Consider the following 24,822-nt stretch of genomic DNA (forward strand, 5'->3'; position numbering starts at 1 on the left):
CGGCCCCTCCCTACGTCCGATATTTCGAATGCCGCTCGTAACTTCGAACGGGACCGTAAAATCGAAGCGCTTGCGCGTCAATGGGTCGCGCGGGAATCGTGGGAAAAAGGTGCGGGGCGCACGACGCGAACGCCGTACGCCCCGGAGGGGGTCAATGACCCGCGAGCCGAACTCTCAGCCCCCGAAGGCGGCTTGGGCCAACCCCTGTCCGACCCCCGGCACCACCAGCAGGGATCCCGCGAGCGGCTCCGGCGCCTCGAGGCCGACCCGGGCCGTCGACACGTACAGATCCTTGAGGTCCGCGCCGCCGAAGGCGCAGGCCGTGGGGCGGCTCACCGGCAGCGGGAGCACCCGGTCGAGCTTTCCCTCGGGGGTGTAGCGGCGGATCGCCGCCCCGTCCCACAGGGCCACCCACACGCAGCCGTCCGCGTCGACGGTGAGGCCGTCGGGAGAGCCGGCGCCGTCCTCGACGGCCGCCAACTCCCGCCTGTTGCGGATCCGTTCGCCGTCCACGTCGAAGACATCGATACGTCCCGTCGGTGTGTCGACGTAGTACATGCGCGCGGCGTCAGGACTCCAGCCGGTGCCGTTGGAGATCGTGACGTCGTCGAGGACCTCGGTCACCGCCCCGTCGGGGGCGACGCGGATCAGGTTGCCGCCGCCGGGCGTCTCGTCGTACGCCATGGAACCCGCCCACAGCGCGCCGTCGGGGGCCACCGCCGCGTCGTTGCCGCGGCGCCCGGGGACGGGCTCGCGGTGCAGCCATGCGAAGGCGCCGTCGGGGCCGTAACTGCCCACGCCGTCACGGAGGTTGACGACCAGGCCGCCTCCCGCGCGCGGCTTGGCGGCGCCCACGTGCTGTTCGGTGGCGAGGACGGTGCGGCGGCCGCTGCCCGGATCGTAGGTGTGCACGCGGGAGTTGAGGATGTCCACCCAGATCACGCGGCCCGTGGCCGGGTCCCAGGTCGGGCCCTCGCCCAGCTCCGCCGAGGCCCGCACGGCCTCCTCGACGCGGATCCTCATCGCGCCACCCCCCGGTGGCCGAGGCGCTCGGAGAGATCGGCGGCGCCCTTCGCGGCAAGCCCCGCCAGCTCGTCCTCGCGCGCGTCGCTCCAGCGGATCATCGGTACGGAGATGGAGAGCGCGGCGACGACCCGGTTGGTGCGGTCGCGCACGGGCGCGGCGACGCACGACACGTCCGTGTTCGACTCGCGGCTCTCCACGGCGATGCCGCGCTCGCGCACCCCGACCAGGTGGGCACGTAGGGCCGCCGGGTCGGTGATCGAGTTCTCGGTCATCGCGACGAGGTCCGCGTCGTCCGGGACCCGCGCGCTCAGCTCGGCCTCGGGCAGCGACGCGAGCAGCATCTTGCCGACCGACGTGCAGTGCGCGGGGAGGCGGCGGCCGGCGGCGGACACCATGCGCACGGCGTGCGTGGAGTCGACCTTCGCGATGTAGATGACGTCGGTGCCCTCCAGGATCGCCACGTGGACGGTCTCGTCGCAGGTCTCCGCGACGTCGCGGGCGACGTGCTGCCCCTCGGCGGCGAGGTCGAGCTGCTCGGCGTACCGGCTGCCGAGCTGGTAGGGGCGCACGCCGAGGCGGTAGCGGCCCGGCTGCCCCGGGACCTGCACGATGTACTGGCGGGCGGCGAGCGTGGTGACAAGTTCGTGGACCGTGGTCCGCGGTAGCTGTAGCTTGCGGACGATGTCGGGGGCGGACAGCGTGCCGTCCCCGTCCAGGAACAGCTCCAGGATGTCCAGAGCGCGGGTCACGGCTGGTACGAGACGTCCCACAACCGACCCCTCCCTATGTTCGGTATTTCAACAGACGGTCGGTATCGCGAACATAGGCTAAGCACATGGGCATTGGCCGGGCAATGGGTGATCCGGTGCCCTGTACACGGTCTGCACGGGGCACCGACGCCTACGGCTACCTCAACGGCTACACGGGCCCGAGTTCCCCCCGAAGGCGCCGGGCCCGCAACACCAGTTCCAGCTCGAAGCGGCGGTCCGGATCGTCGACCTCGTCGCCCCACAGCTCCCGGATCTGGCGCAGGCGGTAGCGGACGGTCTGCGGGTGGACGCCGAGCCGGGCCGCGACCTCGGGGGCGCCGCCGCGGGTCTCCAGCCAGGCGAGCAGGGTCTCGGCGAGCCGCCGCGCGTGCGCGGGGCCGCAGCGGGTGAGGGGTTCGAGGGCGCGCCGCGCGAGGTCGTCGACGAGCTCCTCGGGCTGGAGCAGGACGAGGGCCTGGGTGTGCTGGGTGCACTGCACCACTTCGGCGTCGGGCAGCAGTCCGCGCTCCATGAGGCCGACCGCCGCCTCGGCCCAGCGCAGCGACTTCGCCGCATCGGCGGGCGCGACGGGCGGCCCGATCGCCCCGGTCCAGCCGGACAGGGCGCGGCGCAGCAGATCGGCGCGGCCCGCGGCGTCGGGTTCGGACAGGACGAGCCGGGGCCGCTCCGGTTCCATGTCGAGGAGGACGTCGGCCCCGACGGCGGGGGCGACCGCGTCGCGGGCCGGCCGGAGCAGTACGCCGACGGCGACGTGTGCGGGCACCGGCCATCCGATGCGCGCCGCCCGTTCGGTGAGCGCCTGCACGGGGTCGCGGGGGGCCGCGGTCCGCCCTTCGAGCAGCAGGTCCATCAGCTTGCGCTGCTGGCGCAGCCGCTCACCGGCCTGCCGGGCGGCCGCCTCCGCGTAGCCGCGGACCGACTGGTCGACGAGGCCGTCGAGGTACTCGTAGCCGGCCTCCGCGAGTTCGTACATCGCCGGGGGTGGGATGTGCAGCCGCTGTCCGATGTCGGCGAGGCGGCGCCAGGCCATCTTCACGCCGAGCCGGTACATCGCCTGGAGCGAGTCGAGGCTGCGGCCGTGCAGGGACTGGCCGCGTCCGAACTCCTGGAAGAGGGCCGGTGCCTGGCCCTCCGGGAGGCCGTCCGAGGCCCCGTCGGCGAAGCCGCGCACGAAGTCCTCGACGGCGCGGCGGATGCCGACGAGGGCGACCGCCTCGCCCGACTCGTCGAGTACGACGGGCAGTTGGGGAAACTCGCGATGGATCTCGTCGAGGATGTCCCGGGCGAGCCGCGGTGCCTCGTCGAGGGCGAGCGCCACGAACTGCTTGGCCTGGAGGCGCGGCACGTCGCACCATGCGGAGCGAGCGGTGGCCGGCACCGGCTCAGCCGCCCTGGCCGGGCGTCTCGTAGGTCACCAGGGGCGTATTGGGCTGGTCCGGCGTCGCGTTGATCAGCGCGAGCACGCCGAAGGCGGCCGCGAAGGCGAGCGCGGCTCCCGTGGCCGCGGACAGCACGGCGGCGAGCAGTCGGTTCATCGCAGGGTCAGCCTCTCGTCCGTGCCCGATCCGGAGTTCTCCGATCGGGGTATCGAGGTCGTTCCCCACCCGTGCGATTGCGACGTACGGCGTGCCGTCCGTCTCAAGTGCCCAGTCTCCACACGACGTTGACACTTCGTCAAGAGTACGTCTACGGTTCCCGGCCCATAACCGGCCGCCCGCGAAAAGAGCGCGGATGCCCTTCCACCAGGAGTGCCGGATGCGCCGTACAGCCTCACCATTCTCGCTGGTCGCAACAGGTCTCGGCACGTTCCTGCTCGTCCTGGCGGGGCTGCTCGCCTGGTACGTGGAGCCGCGCGCCGAGCGCACCAGCATCGACATCGACGCGACGACCGTGTTCACCGGAACCGGGAGCTACTTCGACACCGAGAAGATCAAGACCGTGCGCGATCGCAAGCTCACCATCACCCGGCAGGCCCGCGGCGACGTGGCCGCGAGCGAGCGCAGCGGCCGGGCGGTCTGGGACGTGACGACGTCCGTCGACACCGCGAAGACCCTCCCGGCGGCCGATCCGCACGACTCGCTGCAATGGACCCTGGAGCGCTGGGTCACCGACCGGAAGACCAACGCCGCCGTGCACTGCTGCGGCGAGCAGCCCGCCTTCAGCGGCGAGGCCTACCTGAAGTTCCCCTTCAACGTGGAGAAGCGCACCTACACCTGGTGGGACAACACGCTCGGCGCGACGGTCCCGCTCCGCTTCAGCGGCGTGACCAAGGTGCAGGGCTACGAGGGCTACCGGTTCACCGGCACCGTCGCCCCCGCCAGGACCGGCTCCCGGCTCGTACCGGGCCGGATCGTGGGACAGCCCAGCAAGAGCCAGGTCCTCGCCGAGGAGTGGTACGCCAACCACGGCGTCGAGCTCGTCGTCGACCAGCGCACGGGCCGGGTCCTGTACGCCGCCATCGGCCCGCGCAAGACGCTGCGCGCACCCGGCACGGACAAGGACGCGGCCGTACTCCTGGACAGCCGGAAGATCGCCTTCACCCCGGACACGCAGCGCGACCAGGTGGCGCTCGCGCAGGACGACAACGACCGGCTCACGCTGATCGGCACGACGTTGCCGCTGCTGGCGGGTGGTCTGGGTGTGCTGCTCGTGGCGGCCGGTCTGGTGTTCGTCGTACGGGGCAGGGGTGGCAGGTCGGAGCCGGAAGGGTCACAGCGTCCGGATCCCGATACGTCCCCGACGACCCTGGAAACCTCCACGATGTGACGGTACGTCAGTCAAATACGGACCGAAACTTGTCACGCGGGTGAGTAGCCGCATCGAACAGCGGGGCGAAAACTGTCCCTCCCCACCCCGTGCACAGGCTCCGCACAGCCTCGGCACCGTACCTGCCAGTACACCCAAGTACGCCCGAACACCCGCGTACGCCCGACGAGTTGGAGCACCAATGCCCCAGCACGTGCCCCTCCCGCTGCGCGCCACGTCGGCCCCACCCGGCGCGCGGCATCCGCAGGCCGACCCCCCACACCCGCGCCGCATCGTGTTCCTCGCCCACCGCGACCTCGGCAATCCGGCCGCGGGCGGCTCCGAGCTCCTGGTCGACCGGCTCGCCGACGGACTGACCCGCCAGGGCCACCAGGTGACGCTGCTGTGCGGCGGCCCGGCGGCCTTCCGCGACTACCGGGTCGTCTCCGCCGGCGGGGAGCACACCCACTACCTGCGGGCGCGCTCGGCCTTCGCCCGCCAGGTGGGCGACTGCGATCTGCTCGTCGAGGTCTGCAACGGGATGCCGTACCTGGCCCCGCTGTGGCACCGCGGCCCCACGATCTGCCTCGTCAACCACGTCCATACGGACCTGTGGAAGATGCGGCTGCGCGGACCGCTCGCGCCCGCGGCCCACCTCGGCCGAAGACTTGAGCACTGGGCGCTCTCCGGTGCCCAGCGCCGCAATCTGCTCGTGGCCGTCTCGCCGTCGACGGCGCACGCGCTGCACGCCATCGGCGTGGACCAGGACCGGATCCGCCTCGTGCCGAACGGCGTCGAGGAGCCGGGCCCGGCCGCGGACCGCTCCCCGGACCCGCTGTTCCTGGCGATGGGCCGGCTCGTCGAGTACAAGCGGATCGACCTGCTGCTGCGCCTGTGGGAACGGGTGCGTCCGGTGACGGGCGGCCGGCTCGCGATCGTCGGGGACGGCCCCGAGGCGCCACGCCTGCGCCAACTGGCGGGCGAGGGAGTCGAGTTCACGGGCCATGTCTCCGAAGCCGAGAAGCACCGTCTGCTCTGCGAGGCCTGGCTGCTGCTGCACCCCTCGGCCGTCGAGGGCTGGGGCCTGGTCATCACCGAGGCGGCGGCGCGCGGCACTCCCGCGGTCGGCTTCGACGTGCCGGGCGTGCGCGACTCCGTCGAGGACGGCGCCACCGGACTGCTCGCGCACGGCGAGTCGTCCTTCGCGGCGGCCTGGTGCACGCTCGCCCTGTCCGGGCACCGCCGCGAGCTGATGGGCAAGGCGGCCCAGGAGCGGGCCTCCGGCTACCGATGGGCCCACACCGTGCGGCAGTTCGGCGCGGTGGCGGCGGAAGCGGTGCGGGGCTGGACGCCATGACGGCGGCCACGGGGGTCAAGGGGCGCGCCGGCTTCAGAGATCCGTCGCCGGCCCGCTCGCTCGCGCTCTTCCGGGCGTTCCTGCGCGAGCAGCGCGATCCCGAGACGTGCTACGCGCTGCTCGCCCGGGACGCCGCCGACCAGGTCGAGGCGTACGGGAAGGTGGCCGGGAAGGTCGTCGTGGACGTGGGCGGCGGCAGCGGGCACTTCACACGCGAGTTCCGCTCGCGCGGCGCGCAGGCCCTCCTCTTCGAGCCGGACACCGCGGAGCTCGGCACCGATCCGCCGGCCGGCACGGTGGTCGCGGACGGCTATCTGCTGCCGCTGCACGACGCGTCGGCCGACGTCACGTTCTCCTCGAACGTCCTGGAGCACGTCGCCGACCGCGACACGTTCATGAGCGAGCTGATCCGGGTCACCCGGCCCGGCGGCCTGATCTACGTCGCGTTCACCAACTGGCTGTCCCCGTGGGGCGGTCACGAGTGGGCGCCCTGGCACTACCTGGGCGCCGACCGCGCGCGGGCCCGCTATCTGCGGCGTACCGGCCGGGCACCCAAGCACACCCTCGGCGAGAACCTCTTCGCCCATCACATCGGCCCCACCCTGCGCCATGTGCGCGCCCGCGACGACGTGTCGGTCGTCGCGGCGCGCTCCCGCTACTGGCCGTTCCTCGCGGAGGCGGTCACGCGGGTCCCCGGCGTGCGCGAGTTCGCCACCTGGAACCTTCTCCTCATCCTCAGGCGGTGTCCATGACGACCGTGGTCCAGGCCCCACCCGCCGCGGCGACGCACCCGGATCCCGAACCGGGTCCGCGTGCGCGCCGCTGGCTGTTCGCGTTCTGGGCCGTGTTGTTCGTCGCGTTCTGCGCGGTGCAGCCGGGGCGTGCCACGTTCGAGACGAAGCTCGGCGTCTCGCAGGACCCCTGGAAGTTCCTCGGTGACCTCGGGGAGCTGTGGCACGACAGAGCCGGCTTCGGCGGGATCGCCGACCAGTACATCGGCTACGCGTTCCCGATGCTGCCGTACTACGGCCTGACCGATCTGCTGCAGATCCCGGTGTGGCTGGCCGAGCGGCTGTGGATGTCGATCATCGTGACCGTCGCCTTCTGGGGCGCCCTGCGCCTGGCCGAACGTCTCGGCGTCGGCGCGCCGGGCAGCAGGCTGCTCGGAGCGGTGGCGTACGCGCTGTGGCCGACGTTCACGATCGTCATCGGCTCGACGTCGGCGGCGGCGCTGCCCGGCGCGTTCCTGCCGTGGGTGCTGCTCCCGCTCACCAACCCCCGTACGACGGCCCGCATTTCGGCCACACGGTCGGCCCTCCTGATCCCGTTCATGGGTGGCGTGAACGCGTCCTCGACGCTGGCATCCCTGCTCCCCGTGGGCCTGTATCTGCTCTCGCGGCCACCGTCCGCCCGCAAACGCCGCCAGATCATCTGGTGGCTCCCCTCGGTGGTCCTGGCGACGGCCTGGTGGACGATCCCGCTCGTCCTGCTCGGCATCCACGGCGAGAACTTCCTTCCGTACGTGGAGAGTTCGCAGACCACGACCGAGGCGATGTCCGCGACGGAGGCGCTGCGCGGGGCCGGGAACTGGGTGGCGTATCTGCATCTGGGCGACGCCTGGCTGCCCGCGGGCTGGGCCGTGGCGACGTCGGTGGTCGTCATCGTCTGCTCGGCGCTCGCCGCCGCGATCGGGCTCGCGGGCCTGGCGCGCCGCGACATCCCGGAGCGCCGCTGGCTGCTCCTTACGGTCATGACGGCGGCCCTCATCCTCCTTGCGGGATACGGGGGTTCGCTCGGCGCGCCCTTCCACGACACGGTGCAGTCGTGGCTGGACGGGGGCCTCGCCCCGTTCCGCAACATCTACAAGTTCCAGACGGGGATCGCGCTCGCCCTCGCCCTCGGCATCGCCCACCTCGTGGGCGTCGCCGCCAATCCGCGCGGCGCCCGCCCGGTGCGCGCCCGCCGCTACGCCACGCTGATCGCCGCGATCCTCATCGTGCCGGGCCTCGCCTGGCCGTACCTCAACGGCTCGATCCTGCAACCGGGCGCGTTCCAGAAGCTCCCCACGTACTGGCAGACGACGGCGGACTGGCTGGAGAAGTACTCGCCCGACTCCCGCGCCCTGGTCGTCCCCGCGACCGCCCACGGCATCTACACCTGGGGCTCCCCCATCGACCAGCCGCTCGACGTGCTCGCCGAGTCCCGCTGGGCGCAGCGCGACTACGTCCCGTTCGGCACGCGCGGCAACCGGCGCGCCATGGACGCCGTCGAGCAGGCCCTGATGAGCGGAACCCAAGTACCGGGCCTCCAGGACTACTTGAGCCGGGCGGGCCTGCACTACGTGGTGGTCCGCGGCGACCTCGACCCCGACCAGCTCGGCTACGTCCCCACGGCCACGGTCAAGCGGACACTGTCCGAGTCCGGCTATGAGCGCGTCACCGGCTTCGGCCCGCTCACCACGGGCGGCCGCATCGCCGAGAAGACGCCGATCCAGATCGAGGGCCTCTACCCGCGCAGCCGCGCCGTCGAGATCTACGCGCCGCGGGACGACGCCGACCGGCCGGGCCAGGCGGGCCTGCTCCCGGTCGGGAACACCGCGGAGGTCAGCGGCGGCCCCGAGGCCCTGCTCCAGCTCTCCGCCGACCCGTCCTTCCTGAACCGCCCCGCCGTCCTGACCGGCGACAACCACCCCGGCATCGGCAACCCCGCCCTGCGGATCGCCGCCGACGGCCTGCGCCGCGCGGACACCCGCTTCGGCCTGGTCAACACCAACACCTCGTACCCGTACACGCCGAAGGAACGCAACAGCCCGAACTCCTCCGAGAACCCGGACGAGCCGCCGAAGCAGATCCTGCCGACCGAGGGCCTGACCCATCAGACGACGGCGGACATCCAGGGCGCCCGCTCGGTCACGGCTTCCTCCAGCGGCAACTGGCTGCTGCACCTTCCCCAGTTCGACCCGGTGAACGCCTTCGACAAGGACCCCGACACGGCGTGGGTCGAGGGTGCCCCCGACTCCGCCAAGGGCGAATGGGCGCGCATCGACTTCTCCGGCCCGACACGGATCCCGGCCACCATCCATCTGACACCGCTGCCGCAGGACAACGTGCGGGCGGCCCCGACCCGCGTTCGGATCGAGACGGACAAGGGCTCCACGACGGCCAACATCCAGCCGAACGGCAAACGCCAGGCGATCAAGTCGCCTGCGGGCACCGCCAATTGGCTGCGTGTGACAATCCTCGACACCCAGCGCGCCCGCCCCGGGCTCACCGGCGCCGGATTCACGTCCATCGACATCCCCGGCGTCAGGGCGACCCGCGCGCTGCGCCTCCCGTCCGACTCCGAGCAGGCCGACCAGTACTCCTTTTACCGCGCCACGAGCGACGGCGCCCTCACCCTCACCGACACCGAGCGCTCCCTGAACCGCGTCTTCACGACGACGGGCGAGTCCACGTACGACATCGAGGCGAAGGCCGCCCCCACCCCCGGACCCGCGCTCGACAAGCTCCTCTACGACCTGGCCCCCGACCAGCGCCGCAAGATGACGGCGACCGCGGACTCCACGGCCGAGCTGGGCCTCAACACCACGCCCCGCAATCTCACCGACGGTGATCTGACGACGGCCTGGATCGCGGGCGACGACCCCACGATCCACCTGCGCTGGCCGGACAAGCAGCCCGTCTCCACGCTCGTCCTCGCCGGGGCCGGCGGCCTCACCACGCGCCCCGAGGAGATCGAGATCAGCAGTCCGGACGGCGCGGCGGTGGCCGGCGTCGACAAGAACGGCGTGGCCCGCTTCGAACCCATCACCACGGACCGCCTGGACATCACCATCACCAAGTCGGCCCCGCTCAAGGTCCACAACCCGGTCGCCGACAAGGACCTGCAACTCCCGGTGGGCCTGACCGAGGCCTACATCCCGACCCTCGACGCCTACCGCGTCGAACAGCCCACGCCCGACCGCCGGTTCAGCCTCCCCTGCGGCAAGGGCCCGACGATCACGATCGACGGCACCCGCCACCGCACCTCGGCGAGCGGCACCCTGCGCGCCCTGACGGAACGCCGCCCGGTCACGGTGAAACCGTGCGGCGACGCGCCGGACCTCCCCGCGGGCCGCCACACCCTGAAGACCTCACCCTTGGGCCCCCTCTCCCTCACGGACATCACCCTCACGAACACGACGGCCACCACTGAGGCGGCGCCCACCGTCCGCGGCCTCACGGTCCGCGACTGGCTCGGCGACCGCCGCGAAGTACGGGTCGACGCGGGCGAGTCGACGTACCTGACCATGTACGAGAACGCCAACGACGGCTGGGAGGCCACCCTCGACGGCAAGAAGCTGAGCTCGCTGCGCCTCGACGGCTGGCAGCAGGCGTGGCTGATCCCCGGCGGAGCGAGCGGCACGGTCGAGCTCTCCTACGCCCCGGCCCGCACCTACGAGATCGGCCTGTTCGCGTCCGGCGCGGCGATCCTGATCCTCGGCGCGCTGTGCCTGTGGCGCAGGCGGGACACGGAACAGTCACTCCCCGAGCCCCCGCCACCCCCCGGCTGGATCATCGGCACGGCCCTGCTCACGGCCATCGGCATCGTGATCGCGGGCCCTTGGGCAGCCCTGGTCCCGGCCCTCGCCCTCCTCTCCTGGAAACGCCACACGCTCCTGATCCCGATCGCGTTCGTCGCGATGACGGCGGCGGGCGCGGTGGCCGCAACAGGCGCGGGAGAACCGGTCCGCGAGGGCGCGGGCGCATACAGCACGGCGGCCCAACTCCTGGCGCTGATCGCCCTGTTCGCAGCGCTGGCGACGTTCACGCCGCCAAATCAAGCCCCGCCGGCGTTTGAGGCGCGGGGTCCGGGGCAGAGCCCCGCGTCCGCAACCCCCGGGGGCGCAGCCCCAACGACGGGACGGGAAGGGGCGGAAGGGGCGACTCCCCCGAACCGCACCCCCACACCCCCGCAGAAACCCACACCCCCGGGGAGCGCCCCATGACCACCCTGGACCGCCCCGCCCGGGGCAACGGCAACCCGCCCACCCGCATCCCCTTCCCCACCGTGGACGAGGTCTCCCGCCACTGCCTCCAGGACCGCGAACCGGAAACCGTCCACATCGAGATCCACCTCACTGCCCGCCTCGACCCCACCCGCCTCACCCACGCCTTCACGAACGCCCTCCACCACCACCCCCGCATCCTCATGCGCGAGGCCCCCCGCCACTGGTACAGCAGCCGCTACGAGTGGGAACTGACCAAGACCCCGGACGTACCCCCCGTCTCCTTCCCGGCCCCCACCCCGAACGCCCTGCACGAGGCCCGCACCCGCTCCCTCGCCGACGCCCCACCCCTCACCGCCTCCCCACCCATCCGCCTGGAAGCGGTGGAGGACCCACAGACGCGGAACACCGTCCTGTTCGTCACCATCAACCACACGGCCCTCGACGGCCCCGCCTGCCTCCGCGTCATCGCCACCGCGGCGGAGCTCTACTCCGGCCGCGACAACTCCCCACCGCCCACCACTCCCCCGCTCCTGAGCCCACGCCCTCCGCAACCCCCGCCCTCCCCCTGGTCGCGCCCGGCCCGCGTCTCCGCAGGCACCCCCGACCCCCGCCCCGGCAACGGCCTCGTGGTCACCGAACTGTCGGTGCCGCGCCGCCCGAAGGGCGCCCCGTACACGGTCAACGACCAGCTGATGGTGGCCACGGCCCGCACGATCGCCGACTGGAACGAGGAGCACGGCACCCACCACACCCGCCGCCCCCTGCGCGTCACCATGCCGGTGGACGACCGCCCGCGCGACACGACGATGCCCATCGGCAACGGCACCCGCCTGGTGGAACTGGCCCTCACGCCAGCCGAGTTGGAGAAGGACACCCCCACGCTCCTGCGCCTCACGGCCACCCGCACCGCGACCCTCAAGTCCCAGCCCAGACCCCAACTCGGCCACGGGGCAGCGCTGTTGACCAGCCCCTACGCCCCGGTGGCCTGGCGCGCCGCCGCCACCCGCGCCCTGCGCACGGCGGCGGCGCCATGGACGTCGACCACCCTGCTCAGCAACATCGGCCGCGTCCCCTACCCGCTGGACTTCGGCGACGGCGGCAAGGCCCGCGCCGTCTGGTTCTCGGCCCCGGCCCGGATGCCGCGCGGCCTCACCTTCACGACGGCGTCCACGGCGGGCCGGCTCCACCTGGCCCTGCGCTGGTCGCGCACCCTGCTCGGGCCCGGCGACGGCGCCCGCCTGCGCGACCTCTTCGAGCAGCACCTCCACGCGACGCAGGAGGAGGCACCATGACCACGCACACCGAACTCGAAGCCCCACCAAAGGACTTGAGGGACTTCTACGAGAACCCGACCGTCCCGGTGGCCTCCGGCACCCCCCGCACCCGCCGCCAGGCCCGCATCCTCGCCACCGCCCTGTCCGGCACCCGCCGCGCCACCGTCCTGGACATCGGCTGCGGCGACGGCACGGCCGCCGCCACCACCGCCCGCCTCCTGCCGGGACCCGACGAGCACCGCCTCATCGGCATCGACTGGTCGCAGGACGCGCTGCGCCGCGCGGCCCGCCGCGTCCCCCGCGTCGTACGCGGCGAACTCACGGGCCACGGCCTTCCGTTCGCGGACGCGTCCGCCGACGCGGTCCTCCTCTCCGAGGTCGTCGAGCACCTCGTCGACCCCGACGCCGCGCTCGACGAGATCCGCCGCGTCCTGCGCCCGGGCGGCCATCTGATGCTGTCCACCCCGAACCTGGCCGCCTGGTACAACCGGGCCCTGCTGCTCGCCGGCGTACAGCCCGTCTTCTCGGAGGTGAGCCTGCGCGCGATCCACGGCAGGCCGGGCACCGAAGTGGTCGGCCACCTGCGCCTCTACACCGCCCGCGCCCTGCGGGAGTTCGTCGCCGCGTCGGGCTTCGAGGTCGTACGCCTCGCGGGGGCTCCGTTCCACGGGGTGCCCCGCCCGCTGCGCCCCCTCGACCGGCTCGCCTGCGCGGCCCCGTCCCTCGCCTCGATCCTTCTCCTGCACGCACGAAGGACGTGAGCGGCGATGCCCGCCGTGGCATGGGGAGTCGGCGCGGCACTGCTCGCCAACGCGCTCTACAGCGTGGGCTTCGTCCTGGAGAAGCGGGCCCTCACCCGGCTGCCCGAAGTGAGCGTGCGCCGCCCCGCCCACCTCCTGCGGCAGGTGGTCACGAGCCCGCTCTGGCTGGCCGGATCCATCGCCCTGGCCTCCGGCTTCGGCGCCCAGCTCGCCGTCTACCGGACGCTTCCCATCGCGGCGGCCCAGGGGATCTTCGTCTCCGGCCTGGTCATCCTCCTGCTCCTGTCGGCCCGGCTCCTCGGCGAACGCACCTCGGGCCGCGAGCGCTACGCCATCGCCGCGATCCTGGCGGCGCTGCTCATGGTGGTGCTCTCGCTGGAGCAGGACGCGGACGCCGTGGGGCACCGCTCCCCCGCGCCCCTCATCCTCCTGGTGTGCGTGCCCTCGCTCGCGGCGGGCCTGTCCCTGTACGCCGCCGCGGAACGCCGCGCGCGGCACCGCCACCGGCTCCCGACCACGGGTGTCGAGTACGGGGTCGCGGTGGGCCTGCTCTACGGGGTCAGCTCGCTCGCCATCAAGGGCGTGTCGGGCGTGCTCCCGGACATCCCGGCCCTGTTCGCCTCCCCGTACCCGTATCTGCTGATGTGCACGGGCGCGTTCGGGCTCGTCATGTCGCAGGCGGCCCTGCAACGCTGCCGCGCCTCGCTGATCGTCCCGGTGTGCACCACGGTGACCTGCCTGTTCACGGCGGTCCTCGGCACGCTCGCGTTCGGCGAGTCGCTCCCCCACGAGCCGGTGCGCCTGACGCTGCGCCTGACGGGCACGGCCCTCGCGGTCACCGTGCTCCTCCTGATGCCGAAGCACGACGCCCCCACACAACCGGACCAAGAACCAAGGGAGTTGCTCCCGCATGAACCCTGACGACCCGCTGCTCAAGATCCTCGCCTGCCCGCTCGACAAGGGGCCCCTGCTCCTGCTGCCCGCGCCGGAAGGGAACACGGGCGACAGCCTCTACAACCCCCGGCTGCACCGCCGCTACCCCATCGTCGACGGCATCCCGCAGCTCCTCCCGTCGTCCGGCGAACAGGTCCCGGAAGGCGAGCACGAGCAGCTCCTGCAACGGGCCGAGCAGGCGAAACGGACGCTGCCATGACGACACTCGCCGCCCGGATCGCCCCCTGGCTGCCCGCCCGGCTGACCGCGGCGACGGCCCGCGCCCTGTACCCGCGCTTCGAGCCCGAGCTGACCCGGCTCGCCGACATGCTGCCCGCCGCCGGGGCCTGCGGCACGGCGGTCGACGTCGGCGGCTGGTACGGCCCGTGGACCCACCGCCTCGCGGTCCTGGCCCGCCGCGTGATCACCCTCGAACCGGTCCCGCACCTGGCCCGGGTGCTCGCCGCGTCCGCGCCGGCGAACGTGCGGGTCGTCAGGGCGGCCGCCAGCGACCGCCCCGGCACGGCCCCGCTGTGGCAGCCGCCGCACGACGAGCGCGGCGAACGCGGGGTCTCCTCGCTGGTCCGCCGCGACGACCTGCACGCGACGACCGGCCGCGAGGTGACCTGCGTGACCCTGGACGAACTCGCCCTGCGCGACGTCGACTTCATCAAGATCGACGTGGACGGGGCGGAGCTGCGGGTGCTGCGCGGCGCCCGGGCCCTGCTCGCCCACGACCGGCCCGCCCTCTTCATCGAGCTGGAGACCCGCATCCAGCCGATCGCCCCGGTCGTCGACCATCTGCGCGCCCAGGGCTACGAGGGCTGGGTACTGCCGGAGACCGACTGGCTGCCCCTGCCCTCCTACGATCTGGCGGCCCATCAGCGCGGCACCTCCCACATCGCCTCGCAGGGCCTGCTGCGCCGCGCCCTCACCCCGGCCGGGCGCCGCCCGCGGTACGTGAACTCGGTGCTGTTCCTGCCGGACGGGCGGGCCCCCGGCGACGTAAGCCACCATGGAGCGCATGTCCGGACGCCCCGCTGAGCCCTTCACCCCGCTGGACTTCCAACTGGTCCTGCTGCGCCGCATGGCCGACCACAACCCGGAGCTGGTGGAGACCGCCCGCGCCGACCTCGGGGTCTCCGTCGCCGAGATGCGGGAGGCGAACCGCCGCTGGCAGGCGAAGCTGCACTCCCGCCACCCGCAGGCGGCGGTCTCCCGCTACCGGTCCGTGCTCGGCGCCCCGGAGCGCACCCTGCTGCGCAAGGTCGGCGACCTGGAGTGCGAGGCGCTGCTGTGGCCGGTGCCGCTCTGGCCCGACCTGCGCTTCGAGGTGCTGCTCGCCCCCACGGGCGGGATCTGGAACGAGTGGCTGATCCGCACCCCCGGCACCCCGGGCCCGGCCCTGCGCACCCTCGCCGATCTGACGCCCTGGTCCTGCACGGTGGACGAGGCGGCCCGCGCCTTCGCCCCGGCCCGCCCCCTCGAAGGCTCGGCGCCCACCCGCTGGGGCCTGGCGTTCCGCGCCCCGGACGAGGCGGGAACACCCCGCGAGGTGCGGGCGGAGTTCACCTGGGGGCTGCTCCAGCGCTGGTACGAGGCCTGAGATTCACCCGCGGAGCCCAACCGGAATACGAACACAAGAAACGAACAGGGGCGCAGTTGTTCCCTTGAACAGGTGGTCGTAGCCGAAGAGTTTGCATGGGACGTACGTGAACAACGATGCTTACGGTGCGCAAGCAACGGGCTGCAGACCGTAGCGACCGCATCGCGATGCACATCTCAAGTCCCAAGTCCCATATGCACTTTGCATCACCAATGCACTTTGCATCATCGCTAGGAGAACGCGTCACATGAACGTCATCACCGACATCGTCGCCGGCCTCGCCCACTTCCTCGGCTGGCTGGTGTAACACCGTCGGACACCGAAGCGGCGCCGTCTCCCACGTCCCACGGGAGGCGGCGCCCCGGCGTTCGTGGACCCGCCCGGCCTACTCCAACGAGCGCCCTCCCGCGCGCGACCGCAGGATGCCAGAAGGGTCGCCATCCGGCGAGCCCACCACGGTCCGCGCTCTCGGGAGGATCTGCCATGACCGCCAGTCTGGAGCAGTTGCGCCGCTGCCACTTCGCCGTCGATCTGGGTGCCGCGCGCACCCGCGTGTACGTGAAGGGCGCGGGCCTCGTCGTCGATGAGCCCAGCGCGGCGGCGGTCAACACCCGCACCGGCGCGCTCATCGCGGTCGGCGAGTTCGCCGAGAAGATGACAGGCCGCACCCCGCACTACATCCGCGTCGTACGCCCGGTCTCCGGCGGCACGGTCGTCGACATCGAGATGGCCCAGCGGATGCTGCGCCACCTGCTCGGCGACAAGCTCCGCCGCACCCTTCGCCGCAAGCCCCGCCTCCGCGCGGCGGCCGCCATCCCGCACGACGCGGACCCGCTGGCCCAGCGCGCGGCCATGGAGACCCTCATCGGCCTCGGCGCCCGCCGCGTGGAACTGGTCGACACCCTGATCGCGGCCGCGGTCGGCTGCGGCCTCCCGGTGGAGCAGCCCGAAGCCACGATGATCATCGTTTGCGGCGCGGCCACCACCCAGATCGCGGTCCTCTCGCTCGGCTCGATCGTGACGGCGGCCCGTATCCCCGTCGGCGGCGACGCCATCGACCACGCGGTCGTCCAGCACCTGCGCCAGCACCACGCGCTGATGCTGCCGTCCCAGTCCGTACGCCCCCTCCAGGTCGCCCTGAGCGGCAACGGCCTCACCCCGCAGGGCCCGGAGCAGACCGAGATCCACGGCCGCGACGTGGCGACGGGCCTGGCCCGCTCCGTGCACGTGGACACCGCCGCCGTGCGCAGCGCGATCCACACCCCGCTGACCGCCGTCCTCGACGGCATCGGCAGGGTGCTGCGCGACTGCCCGCCCGACCTGGTCGCCGATCTCACGGAGCGCGGCATCATGATGGTCGGCGGCTCCGCCCTGCTGCCCGGCCTCGACCAGATGCTGCGGTCCGCGACGGGCGTCCCGGTGCACATCGCCGAGCGCCCCGACGTGTGCGCGGTGCGCGGGCTCGGCGAGATGCTGGAGGGCAGGATCCAGCCGATGGCCCTGAGCCCGCTGACCGACTGACCCGGCGCGGCGCGCGCCCCCGGGCGCCGCGCCCGCCCATCGGATGACAGATGGCCCGTCACGGTTTCCGTGACGGGCCATCAGGTTACGTACGAGCTGGTCGCATCGTTTCTGCGCCGCGTACTTGCGGTGGGGCGGGTGGGACTCGAACCCACGGCCGACGGATTATGAGTCCGCTGCTCTAACCGGCTGAGCTACCGCCCCGTCTCGGCGTGGCGCGTACAAGTGTGCGCGCCGTCTGCCGCAGCATAGCCGCTCATACGATCTCCTGCCTCGGATGGTCCGGCTCTGCACGACCATGAGGACTCCCCGCGCGCGCGGACGGTTCCACCAGGCAAGAAAAAGCCCTCCGGAGTGGACTCCGGAGGGACTTGTTCACAGCTCTCCCGACTGGACTCGAACCAGTAACCTGCCGGTTAACAGCCGGCTGCTCTGCCAATTGAGCTACAGGAGATCGAGCTCCCCCGACTGGACTCGAACCAGTAACCTGCCGGTTAACAGCCGACTGCTCTGCCAATTGAGCTACAGGGGAATGACCTCGTTGCTTCGAACGAACCCACCTGGGTACTTGCCAGGCGGCGTGCGCTCGCTGCGACACATACATTAGCGCAAGGTGGGGGGTGCTCCGCCAATCGGTATCCCTCAGGTGATCAACAAGCTCCACGAGGACCGCACTGACCACGACGCCTCACTACGGAAAGGGTGGCCGACCATGCGCTATCGGCTCACATTCATCGCAGGTCTGGCCCTGGGCTACGTGCTGGGCACGAGGGCAGGTCGCGAGCGCTACGAGAAGCTGAAGAAGTCCGCGCGCGAGATCGCCCAGAACCCGGCCGTGCGCAATACGGCGGAGACGGCGGCGCAGCAGACGCGGAACGTCGCGGGCAAGGCCTTCCACTCGGTGAGCGAGAAGGTCGAGAGCAAGGTGCCCGACTCGGTCGCCGACCGGGTGCGCACCCTGCGCGAGCGCGGCGGCCCCGCCGACGAAGGGGCGACCGACGACTGGGGCACCAGCAACACCTGACGCCCCGGACCCCACGGCACGAGACCGACGGCACAGGATCATCCGGCGGTACGGCAGAATTTCAGTCATGGGGATAGTCGCCGGGCTGGACAGTTCGCCCGAATTTACGCGCATAGTCGTTTGTGACGCCGACACCGGGGCCGTGCTGCGGCAGGGGTACGCCCCGCACCCGCTGGAGGCACCGGAAGGCGGCGGACGGCCGTCCGACGTGGATCCCCAGGCGTGGCTTCTCTCGCTCGGCGAGGCCGCCGGCGGGGGGCTGCTGGAAGGCGTGCAGGCCATCGGGGTCTCCGCGCAGCAGAACACCGTGGTGCCGCTGGACGCGCAGGGCAACACCGTGCGCCCGGCCCTGGTCGGCGGGGACAAGCGCGCGCAGGTCGCGGCCGCGGACCTGGTCGACCGGCTCGGCTCGCGCGAGGCGTGGGCCGAGGCCGTCGGAAGCGTGCCGCAGGCGGCGCTGCCGGTGACCAAGCTGCGCTGGCTGGCGCGCAGCGAGCCGGAGAACGCGGAGCAGGTGGCCGCCCTGATGCAGGCGCACGACTGGCTGGTGTGGCAGTTGCTCGGCCGGCCCGCGCGCCGGACCACCGACCGCGGCGGGGCCTCCAGCACCGGGTACTGGTCGGCGGCGAGCGCCACGTGGCGGCCCGATCTGGTGGAGCTGGCGCTCGGGCACCAGGTGGCGCTGCCGGAGGTGATCGGCCCCGGCGAGGCGGCCGGGCGGACCCCGGAGGGGCTGGTCATCTCGGCCGGGACCGGGGAGACGATGGCCGCCGCGTTCGGGCTCGGCGTGCAGTCCGGCGACGCCGTGGTCTCGCTCGGGGCCTCGGGCTCCGTGATGGCCGTGCACCACGAGGCGCTCGTGGACTCCAGCGGCTCCATCACCGCGCTCGCCGACGCGACCGGGATGCACCTGCCCGTCGTGCATACGTCGAACGCCGTACGGGCGCTGCGGGGCACGGTCGAGATGCTGGGGCTCGACGGAGGCCTGGAGGAGCTGTCCGAGCTGGCCATGAAGTCGACGCCGGGCGCCCACGGACTCGTACTCCTGCCCTATCTGGAGGGTGAGAAGACGCCGAACCTGCCGCACACCGCGGGGACGCTGAGCGGGCTGCGAAGAGAGTCCATGAAGCCCGAGCACCTGGCGCGGGCCGCCTTCGAGGGCATGCTGTGCGGGCTCGCCGACGCGATGGACGTGCTGCGCGGGCGTGGCGTGGAGATCCGGCGGGTGTTCCTGCTGGGCGCCGCCTCCGAGCTGCACGCCGTGCAGAGCGTGGCGCCGGCCGTGTTCGGGGCGCAGGTCGTGGTGCCGCAGCCCGCGGACTACGCGGCGATCGGCGCGGCGCGGCAGGCCGCGTGGGCGCTGAACGGGCAGTTGCCGCAGTGGCAGGGGGCTGCGGCGCAGGTCTTCGAGGCGGGCGACGAGCTGCCGGTGGGCCAGGCGGTGCGGCAGCAGTACCGGGCCGTGCGGGACCAGATCCACCCCGGCGCGTTCGCCTGACGCTCCCGGCTCCCGGCCGTTCCACAAACCCCGCGTCCGCCGAACCTTTGGGCGCTCTTGGTTAATTCGGTTGAGGTAACGCGGGTGGAGTGTTCGACGATAGGGGTCCATGCGTCGCCGTTTCGGCGTCGGCGCGGATCGATCCCCCTCCCCGAACACCGCTCCTCCCACACCCGCCGACCACCGAGAGACCGAGCGTGCTCATAAGACTTCTGCGGACCCATCTCAGTCCGTACAAGAAACCCATCGGGCTGCTGGTGCTGCTGCAGTTCCTGCAGACCTGTGCCTCGCTGTATCTGCCCACTCTGAACGCCGACATCATTGACAACGGTGTCGTGAACGGCGACACCGGCTACATCCTCGAGTACGGCGCCCTGATGCTGGGCGTCACCGTCGCCCAGGTGGTGTGCAACATGGGCGCCGTGTTCTACGGCGCCCGTACCGCCGCCGCGTTCGGGCGCGATGTCCGGGCCGGGATCTTCGACCGGGTGCAGTCCTTCTCCGCGCGCGAGGTCAACCAGTTCGGGGCGCCCTCGCTGATCACCCGGACCACGAACGACGTGCAGCAGGTCCAAATGCTGGCCCTGATGACGTTCACGCTGATGGTGTCGGCGCCGATCATGTGCGTCGGCGGTGTCGTGATGGCGCTCGGCCTGGACGTGCCGCTGTCGGGCGTGTTGCTCGCCGTGCTGCCCGTGATGGCGATCGTGCTGTCGCTGATCATCCGTAAGATGCGGCCGCTGTTCCGGTCCATGCAGGTCAAGCTGGACACCGTGAACCGGGTGCTGCGCGAGCAGATCACCGGCAACCGCGTGATCCGTGCCTTCGTCCGGGACGACTTCGAGAAGGGCCGCTTCGGCGAGGCGAACCGGGATCTGACCGAGACCTCGCTCGCGACCGGGCGAATCATGGCACTGATGTTCCCGTTCGTGATGACGATCGTGAACGTCGCGTCCATCGCCGTCGTCTGGTTCGGCGCCCACCGCATCGACAGCGGCGGCATGCAGATCGGTGACCTGACCGCGTTCCTCGCGTATCTGATGCAGATCGTGATGAGCGTGATGATGGCCACGTTCATGTTCATGATGGTGCCGCGCGCCGAGGTCTGCGCCGAGCGCATCCAGGAAGTCCTGACGACCGACACCAGCGTCGTGCCGCCTTCGGAGAAGGCCGCCGTGCGCGAGCTGCGCCGCCACGGGCACCTGGAGATCCGGGGCGCCGACTTCGGTTACCCGGGCGCCGAGGAGCCCATCCTGCACGGCATCGACCTGGTCGCGCTGCCCGGCGAGACCACCGCGATCATCGGCTCCACCGGCAGCGGAAAGTCGACGCTGCTCGGCCTCGTACCGCGCCTGTACGACACCACGGCAGGCACGGTGTACGTCGACGGCGAGGACGTGCGCGGGATCGACCCGCAGCTGATGGCGAGGACGGTCGGGCTCGTGCCCCAGCGGCCGTACCTCTTCTCCGGGACCGTGGCGAGCAATCTGCGCTACGGGCGTCCGGACGCCACCGACGAGGAGCTGTGGCACGCGCTGGAAGTGGCGCAGGCCAAGGACTTCGTCGGCAAGCTGGAGGGCGGGCTCGAAGCGCCCATCACCCAGGGCGGCACGAATGTCTCCGGCGGTCAGCGCCAGCGGCTCGCCATCGCGCGCACGCTCGTGCAGCAGCCGGAGATCTACCTCTTCGACGACTCGTTCTCCGCGCTCGACTACGCCACCGACGCCGCCCTGCGCCGCGCGCTCGGCAACGAGACGGCCGAGTCGACGGTGGTGATCGTCGCCCAGCGCGTGGCCACCATCCGCGACGCCGACCGGATCATCGTGCTCGACGAGGGCCGGGTCGTCGGCACCGGCCGCCACCACGAACTGATGGCGGACAACGAGACGTACCGGGAGATCGTTCTCTCCCAGCTGACGGAAGCGGAGGCCGCCTGATGGCCGGACCGGGAGCGATGGGCGCGCCGGGCGCCCGCTCGATGGATTTCAAGGGGTCCGGCAAACGGCTGCTGAAGCGGCTCACCGTGCACCGCGCGGCGGTGACCGGGGTGCTGGCCGCGATCGTGATCGGCGTCGCCCTCTCGGTGGTCGGGCCGAAGATCCTCGGCCGCGCCACCGACCTGCTGTTCGGCGGGGTCATCGGCGGGCAGCTGCCGGCCGGGCAGACCAAGGAGCAGGTCATCGAGGGCCTGCGTGCCAAGGGTGAAGGCGGCATGGCCGACATGCTCGGCGGCGTCGACTTCACCCCGGGCCAGGGCGTCGACTTCGGCGCGATCGGCGAGGTGCTGCTGCTCGGGCTCGCCGTGTTCGCGTGCGCGGGCCTCGCGATGATGATCGGCACGCGGATAGCGAACCGGCTGATCAACCTGGCCGTGGCGCGGCTGCGCGGCGACCTCCAGGAGAAGCTCTCCCGGCTTCCGCTGTCGTACTACGACAAGCAGAAGCGCGGCGAGGTGCTGAGCCGGGCGACCAACGACATCGACAACCTCGGCCAGACGCTGCAGCAGACGACCGGGCAGATGCTCAACTCGCTGCTCACGATCATCGGCGTGCTCGCCATGATGTTCTGGATCTCGTGGCTGCTCGCACTGGTCGCGCTGATCACGGTGCCGCTGTCGGTGATCGTCGCGGCGAAGGTCGGCAAGCGGGCGCAGCCCCAGTTCGTCCAGCAGTGGCGGACCACCGGCAAGCTCAACGCCCACATCGAGGAGATGTACACCGGGCACAACCTGGTGAAGGTGTTCGGCCGGCAGAAGGAGTCGGCGGAGCAGTTCGCCGAGCAGAACGAGGAGCTGTACCAGGCCTCGTTCAAGGCGCAGTACAACAGCGGGATCATGCAGCCGCTGATGTTCTTCATCTCGAACCTGAACTATGTGCTGGTCGCCGTCGTGGGCGGGTTGAGGGTGGCCAGCGGCTCGCTCTCCATCGGTGACGTGCAGGCGTTCATCCAGTACTCGCGGCAGTTCTCGATGCCGCTGACGCAGGTCGCGTCGATGGCGAACCTGGTGCAGTCGGGTGTGGCATCGGCCGAGCGGATCTTCGAACTCCTCGACGCGGAGGAACAGTCCGCCGACCCCGAGCAGGGCGAGAAGCCGGATCATTTGCGCGGGCACGTCGAGTTCGAGCACGTGGCCTTCCGCTACGAGAAGGACAAGCCGCTCATCGAGGACCTGTCGCTGACGGCGGACCCCGGTCACACGGTGGCGATCGTCGGTCCTACGGGCGCGGGCAAGACGACCCTCGTCAATCTGCTGCTGCGGTTCTACGAGGTCACGGGCGGGCGCATCACGCTCGACGGCGTCGACATCGCGAAGATGTCGCGGGAGGAGCTGCGCGCCGGGATCGGCATGGTGCTCCAGGACACCTGGCTGTTCGGCGGGACCATCGCGGAGAACATCGCGTACGGGGCCCCGAAGGACGTCACCCGCGAGGAGGTCGAGGAGGCGGCGAAGGCCGCGCACGCCGACCGGTTCATCCGGACGCTGCCCGACGGGTACGACACGGTGCTCGACGACGAGGGCACCGGGGTCAGCGCCGGTGAGAAGCAGCTGATCACCATCGCGCGGGCGTTCCTGTCCGACCCGGTGATCCTCGTGCTCGACGAGGCGACCTCCTCCGTCGACACCCGGACCGAGGTGCTGATCCAGAAGGCGATGGCGCGGTTGGCCTCCGGCCGGACGTCGTTCGTGATCGCGCACCGGTTGTCGACGATCCGGGACGCCGACACGATTCTCGTGATGGAGAACGGGGCGATCGTGGAGCAGGGCTCGCACGAGGCGCTGGTCGCTGCGGACGGGGCGTATCAGCGGTTGTACGAGGCGCAGTTCGCTCAGGCGGTGGCCGAGGTGGACTGATTCCCAGGTCCGCCTGATCTCTTGCCCCGTCGGGGTTGCGGTCGCGGGGCTCTGCCCCGGGCCCCGCGCCTCAATCGCCGGCGGGGCTTGATGTGGCCGAACCGCCGACGGGGCTTGATGTGGAACTAGTCCAAGTAGCCCCGCAGTTGGTCCGCGAAGGCGTGGTCGCGGAGTTTGTTGAGGGTTTTTGACTCGATCTGGCGGATGCGCTCGCGTGTGACGCCGAAGATGCGGCCGATCTCCTCCAGCGTCCGGGGGCGGCCGTCGGCGAGGCCGTAGCGGAGCTGGACGACCTTGCGTTCGCGCTCGCCGAGCGTGGAGAGCACGGCCTCCAGGTGTTCGCGCAGGAGCAGGAACGCCGCCGATTCCACGGGGCTCGTGGCGTCGCCGTCCTCGATGAGGTCGCCGAGCGCCACGTCGTCCTCCTCGCCGACGGGGGCGTGGAGCGACACCGGCTCCTGAGCGAGGCGCAGCACTTCGCTGACCCGCTCGTGCGTCAGGTCGAGGTGGACGGCGACCTCCTGGGGGGTCGGCTCGTACCCGCGCTCCTGAAGCATGCGGCGCTGCACGCGGACGACCCGGTTGATCAACTCGACGACGTGGACCGGGACCCGGATGGTGCGCGCCTGGTCGGCGAGGGCGCGACTCATCGCCTGGCGGATCCACCAGGTCGCGTACGTCGAGAACTTGTAGCCGCGGGCGTAGTCGAACTTCTCGACCGCGCGGATCAGGCCGAGATTGCCCTCCTGAACCAGGTCGAGCATGGTCAGACCGCGGCCCACGTACCGCTTGGCGACGGAGACGACCAGGCGCAGGTTCGCCTCGATGAGGCGGCGCTTGGCCATCCGGCCCATGACCACCAATTTGTCGAGGTCCAGGGCGAGTTGGGAGTCGAGATCCGGGGCGTGGGCGAGCTTCTCCTCGGCGAACAGGCCCGCCTCGACGCGCCGCGCGAGGTCCACTTCGTCGGCCGCGGTGAGCAGCGGGATCCGGCCGATCTCGCGCAGATACTGCCGGAACAGGTCGGAGGACGGACTGGCGCTCTCGGTGCGGGCGCCGCGCACCGGCTCGGGCGGGTCCACGGACTCCTGGGGGCCGGCCGGTTCCTCCGGCTCGGCCTCGGGATGGTGCTCGACGCGGCTCTGCGAGGGCACAGAGGCCAGTACGTCGCCCTGCGGCACGGCACCCTTGGGCGCGGCTTCGGGTTCGGCGAGGGCCTGCGCTGTGCTGTCGCTCTGGGCGAGGGTCTGGGTCTGCACGGGGGCGACCTCCAAAGTGATCGCATCTGAGGCGTGCGGCAGGGGGGCGGGAACGACGGCCTCGCCGCTGTCCGTCCCGTACGCGATGAGCGGAACCGCGGGGGTGTCGGACCCGTTGTCCGGGCTCCGGCCGCGCTCCGAGGACTCAGGCACCGCAACCCAGTGTGGAGTACGACACAGTGCCGCCACGAGGGGCGTGCGTTGA

General features: G+C 71.7%; 20 protein-coding genes and 3 tRNA genes. 15 read left to right on the forward strand and 8 right to left on the reverse strand.

Going from position 1 to position 24,822, the window contains the following annotated elements; genetic code table 11:
* Positions 1 to 174: 174 nt before the first annotated feature.
* The 4 genes from ACYSUO_RS19110 to ACYSUO_RS19125 all read right to left on the reverse strand — a co-directional run bounded on the left by ACYSUO_RS19110 (position 175) and on the right by ACYSUO_RS19125 (position 3,331).
* Entirely contained in the window at positions 175 to 1,023 is an 849-nt protein-coding gene (locus ACYSUO_RS19110; RefSeq protein ID WP_461777346.1) for an SMP-30/gluconolactonase/LRE family protein, read from the reverse strand.
* Complete coding sequence (locus ACYSUO_RS19115; protein ID WP_461777347.1) at positions 1,020 to 1,796, reverse strand: IclR family transcriptional regulator; 777 nt, start codon at positions 1,794 to 1,796, stop codon at positions 1,020 to 1,022. Before ACYSUO_RS19115 ends, ACYSUO_RS19110 begins: the two co-directional genes overlap by 4 nt.
* Positions 1,797 to 1,944: 148 nt before the next feature.
* Complete coding sequence (locus ACYSUO_RS19120) at positions 1,945 to 3,141, reverse strand: helix-turn-helix domain-containing protein (RefSeq protein ID WP_461777348.1); 1,197 nt, start codon at positions 3,139 to 3,141, stop codon at positions 1,945 to 1,947.
* 37 nt (positions 3,142 to 3,178) lie between these two features.
* Positions 3,179 to 3,331, reverse strand: coding sequence for a hypothetical protein (locus ACYSUO_RS19125; protein ID WP_461777349.1), 153 nt, complete (start codon positions 3,329 to 3,331; stop codon positions 3,179 to 3,181).
* A gap of 220 nt (positions 3,332 to 3,551) precedes the next feature.
* On the opposite strand from ACYSUO_RS19125, the gene ACYSUO_RS19130 reads away from it, so the two are divergent.
* The 11 genes from ACYSUO_RS19130 to ACYSUO_RS19180 all read left to right on the forward strand — a co-directional run bounded on the left by ACYSUO_RS19130 (position 3,552) and on the right by ACYSUO_RS19180 (position 16,983).
* Positions 3,552 to 4,562: a PorA family protein gene (locus ACYSUO_RS19130; RefSeq protein WP_461777350.1), complete on the forward strand. Its 1,011-nt coding sequence runs from the start codon at positions 3,552 to 3,554 to the stop codon at positions 4,560 to 4,562.
* Between the two features lie 181 nt (positions 4,563 to 4,743).
* Positions 4,744 to 5,898, forward strand: a complete 1,155-nt coding sequence (locus tag ACYSUO_RS19135) for a glycosyltransferase family 4 protein (RefSeq protein ID WP_461777351.1) — start codon at positions 4,744 to 4,746, stop codon at positions 5,896 to 5,898.
* Positions 5,895 to 6,650, forward strand: a complete 756-nt coding sequence (locus ACYSUO_RS19140) for a class I SAM-dependent methyltransferase (RefSeq protein ID WP_461777352.1) — start codon at positions 5,895 to 5,897, stop codon at positions 6,648 to 6,650. The genes ACYSUO_RS19135 and ACYSUO_RS19140 overlap by 4 nt, the downstream gene beginning before the upstream one ends.
* A complete protein-coding gene (locus ACYSUO_RS19145) occupies positions 6,647 to 10,885 on the forward strand; it encodes an alpha-(1->3)-arabinofuranosyltransferase (RefSeq protein ID WP_461777353.1) in 4,239 nt (1,412 codons plus the stop codon). Before ACYSUO_RS19140 ends, ACYSUO_RS19145 begins: the two co-directional genes overlap by 4 nt.
* The gene (locus tag ACYSUO_RS19150) at positions 10,882 to 12,180 is read left to right on the forward strand and encodes a condensation protein (protein WP_461777354.1); all 1,299 of its coding nucleotides are present in this window, start codon (positions 10,882 to 10,884) and stop codon (positions 12,178 to 12,180) included. The genes ACYSUO_RS19145 and ACYSUO_RS19150 overlap by 4 nt, the downstream gene beginning before the upstream one ends.
* Positions 12,177 to 12,923 (forward strand): class I SAM-dependent methyltransferase, encoded by a 747-nt coding sequence (locus ACYSUO_RS19155; RefSeq protein WP_461777356.1) that lies wholly within the window; start codon positions 12,177 to 12,179, stop codon positions 12,921 to 12,923. Before ACYSUO_RS19150 ends, ACYSUO_RS19155 begins: the two co-directional genes overlap by 4 nt.
* A gap of 6 nt (positions 12,924 to 12,929) precedes the next feature.
* Positions 12,930 to 13,844, forward strand: coding sequence for a hypothetical protein (locus tag ACYSUO_RS19160; RefSeq protein ID WP_461777357.1), 915 nt, complete (start codon positions 12,930 to 12,932; stop codon positions 13,842 to 13,844).
* Positions 13,834 to 14,076, forward strand: coding sequence for a Trm112 family protein (locus tag ACYSUO_RS19165; protein WP_461777358.1), 243 nt, complete (start codon positions 13,834 to 13,836; stop codon positions 14,074 to 14,076). The genes ACYSUO_RS19160 and ACYSUO_RS19165 overlap by 11 nt, the downstream gene beginning before the upstream one ends.
* Positions 14,073 to 14,900 (forward strand): FkbM family methyltransferase, encoded by an 828-nt coding sequence (locus ACYSUO_RS19170; RefSeq protein ID WP_461777360.1) that lies wholly within the window; start codon positions 14,073 to 14,075, stop codon positions 14,898 to 14,900. The genes ACYSUO_RS19165 and ACYSUO_RS19170 overlap by 4 nt, the downstream gene beginning before the upstream one ends.
* The gene (locus tag ACYSUO_RS19175) at positions 14,881 to 15,462 is read left to right on the forward strand and encodes a hypothetical protein (protein WP_461777361.1); all 582 of its coding nucleotides are present in this window, start codon (positions 14,881 to 14,883) and stop codon (positions 15,460 to 15,462) included. Before ACYSUO_RS19170 ends, ACYSUO_RS19175 begins: the two co-directional genes overlap by 20 nt.
* 483 nt (positions 15,463 to 15,945) lie before the next feature.
* Positions 15,946 to 16,983 (forward strand): rod shape-determining protein, encoded by a 1,038-nt coding sequence (locus ACYSUO_RS19180; protein ID WP_461777362.1) that lies wholly within the window; start codon positions 15,946 to 15,948, stop codon positions 16,981 to 16,983.
* Between the two features lie 130 nt (positions 16,984 to 17,113).
* Here the strand turns inward: ACYSUO_RS19180 and ACYSUO_RS19185 are convergent.
* The 3 genes from ACYSUO_RS19185 to ACYSUO_RS19195 all read right to left on the reverse strand — a co-directional run bounded on the left by ACYSUO_RS19185 (position 17,114) and on the right by ACYSUO_RS19195 (position 17,515).
* Positions 17,114 to 17,187: transfer RNA gene (locus tag ACYSUO_RS19185), tRNA-Ile, on the reverse strand.
* Between the two features lie 177 nt (positions 17,188 to 17,364).
* A tRNA-Asn gene (locus ACYSUO_RS19190) sits at positions 17,365 to 17,437 on the reverse strand.
* Between the two features lie 5 nt (positions 17,438 to 17,442).
* A tRNA-Asn gene (locus ACYSUO_RS19195) sits at positions 17,443 to 17,515 on the reverse strand.
* A 180-nt stretch (positions 17,516 to 17,695) separates the two neighbouring features.
* Here ACYSUO_RS19195 and ACYSUO_RS19200 point away from each other — a divergent pair.
* The 4 genes from ACYSUO_RS19200 to ACYSUO_RS19215 all read left to right on the forward strand — a co-directional run bounded on the left by ACYSUO_RS19200 (position 17,696) and on the right by ACYSUO_RS19215 (position 23,358).
* On the forward strand, positions 17,696 to 18,007 hold the full coding sequence (locus ACYSUO_RS19200) for a YtxH domain-containing protein (protein ID WP_461777363.1): 312 nt from the start codon (positions 17,696 to 17,698) through the stop codon (positions 18,005 to 18,007).
* 67 nt (positions 18,008 to 18,074) lie between these two features.
* A complete protein-coding gene (locus ACYSUO_RS19205; protein ID WP_461777364.1) occupies positions 18,075 to 19,505 on the forward strand; it encodes a xylulokinase in 1,431 nt (476 codons plus the stop codon).
* A gap of 197 nt (positions 19,506 to 19,702) precedes the next feature.
* Positions 19,703 to 21,442 (forward strand): ABC transporter ATP-binding protein, encoded by a 1,740-nt coding sequence (locus ACYSUO_RS19210; RefSeq protein WP_461777365.1) that lies wholly within the window; start codon positions 19,703 to 19,705, stop codon positions 21,440 to 21,442.
* On the forward strand, positions 21,442 to 23,358 hold the full coding sequence (locus tag ACYSUO_RS19215; protein WP_461777366.1) for an ABC transporter ATP-binding protein: 1,917 nt from the start codon (positions 21,442 to 21,444) through the stop codon (positions 23,356 to 23,358). Before ACYSUO_RS19210 ends, ACYSUO_RS19215 begins: the two co-directional genes overlap by 1 nt.
* A 125-nt stretch (positions 23,359 to 23,483) precedes the next feature.
* Here the strand turns inward: ACYSUO_RS19215 and ACYSUO_RS19220 are convergent, their stop codons facing one another.
* A complete protein-coding gene (locus ACYSUO_RS19220) occupies positions 23,484 to 24,770 on the reverse strand; it encodes an RNA polymerase sigma factor (protein WP_461777367.1) in 1,287 nt (428 codons plus the stop codon).
* Positions 24,771 to 24,822: the final 52 nt, after the last annotated feature.

The sequence above is a fragment of the Streptomyces sp. UC4497 genome, from assembly GCF_054871485.1.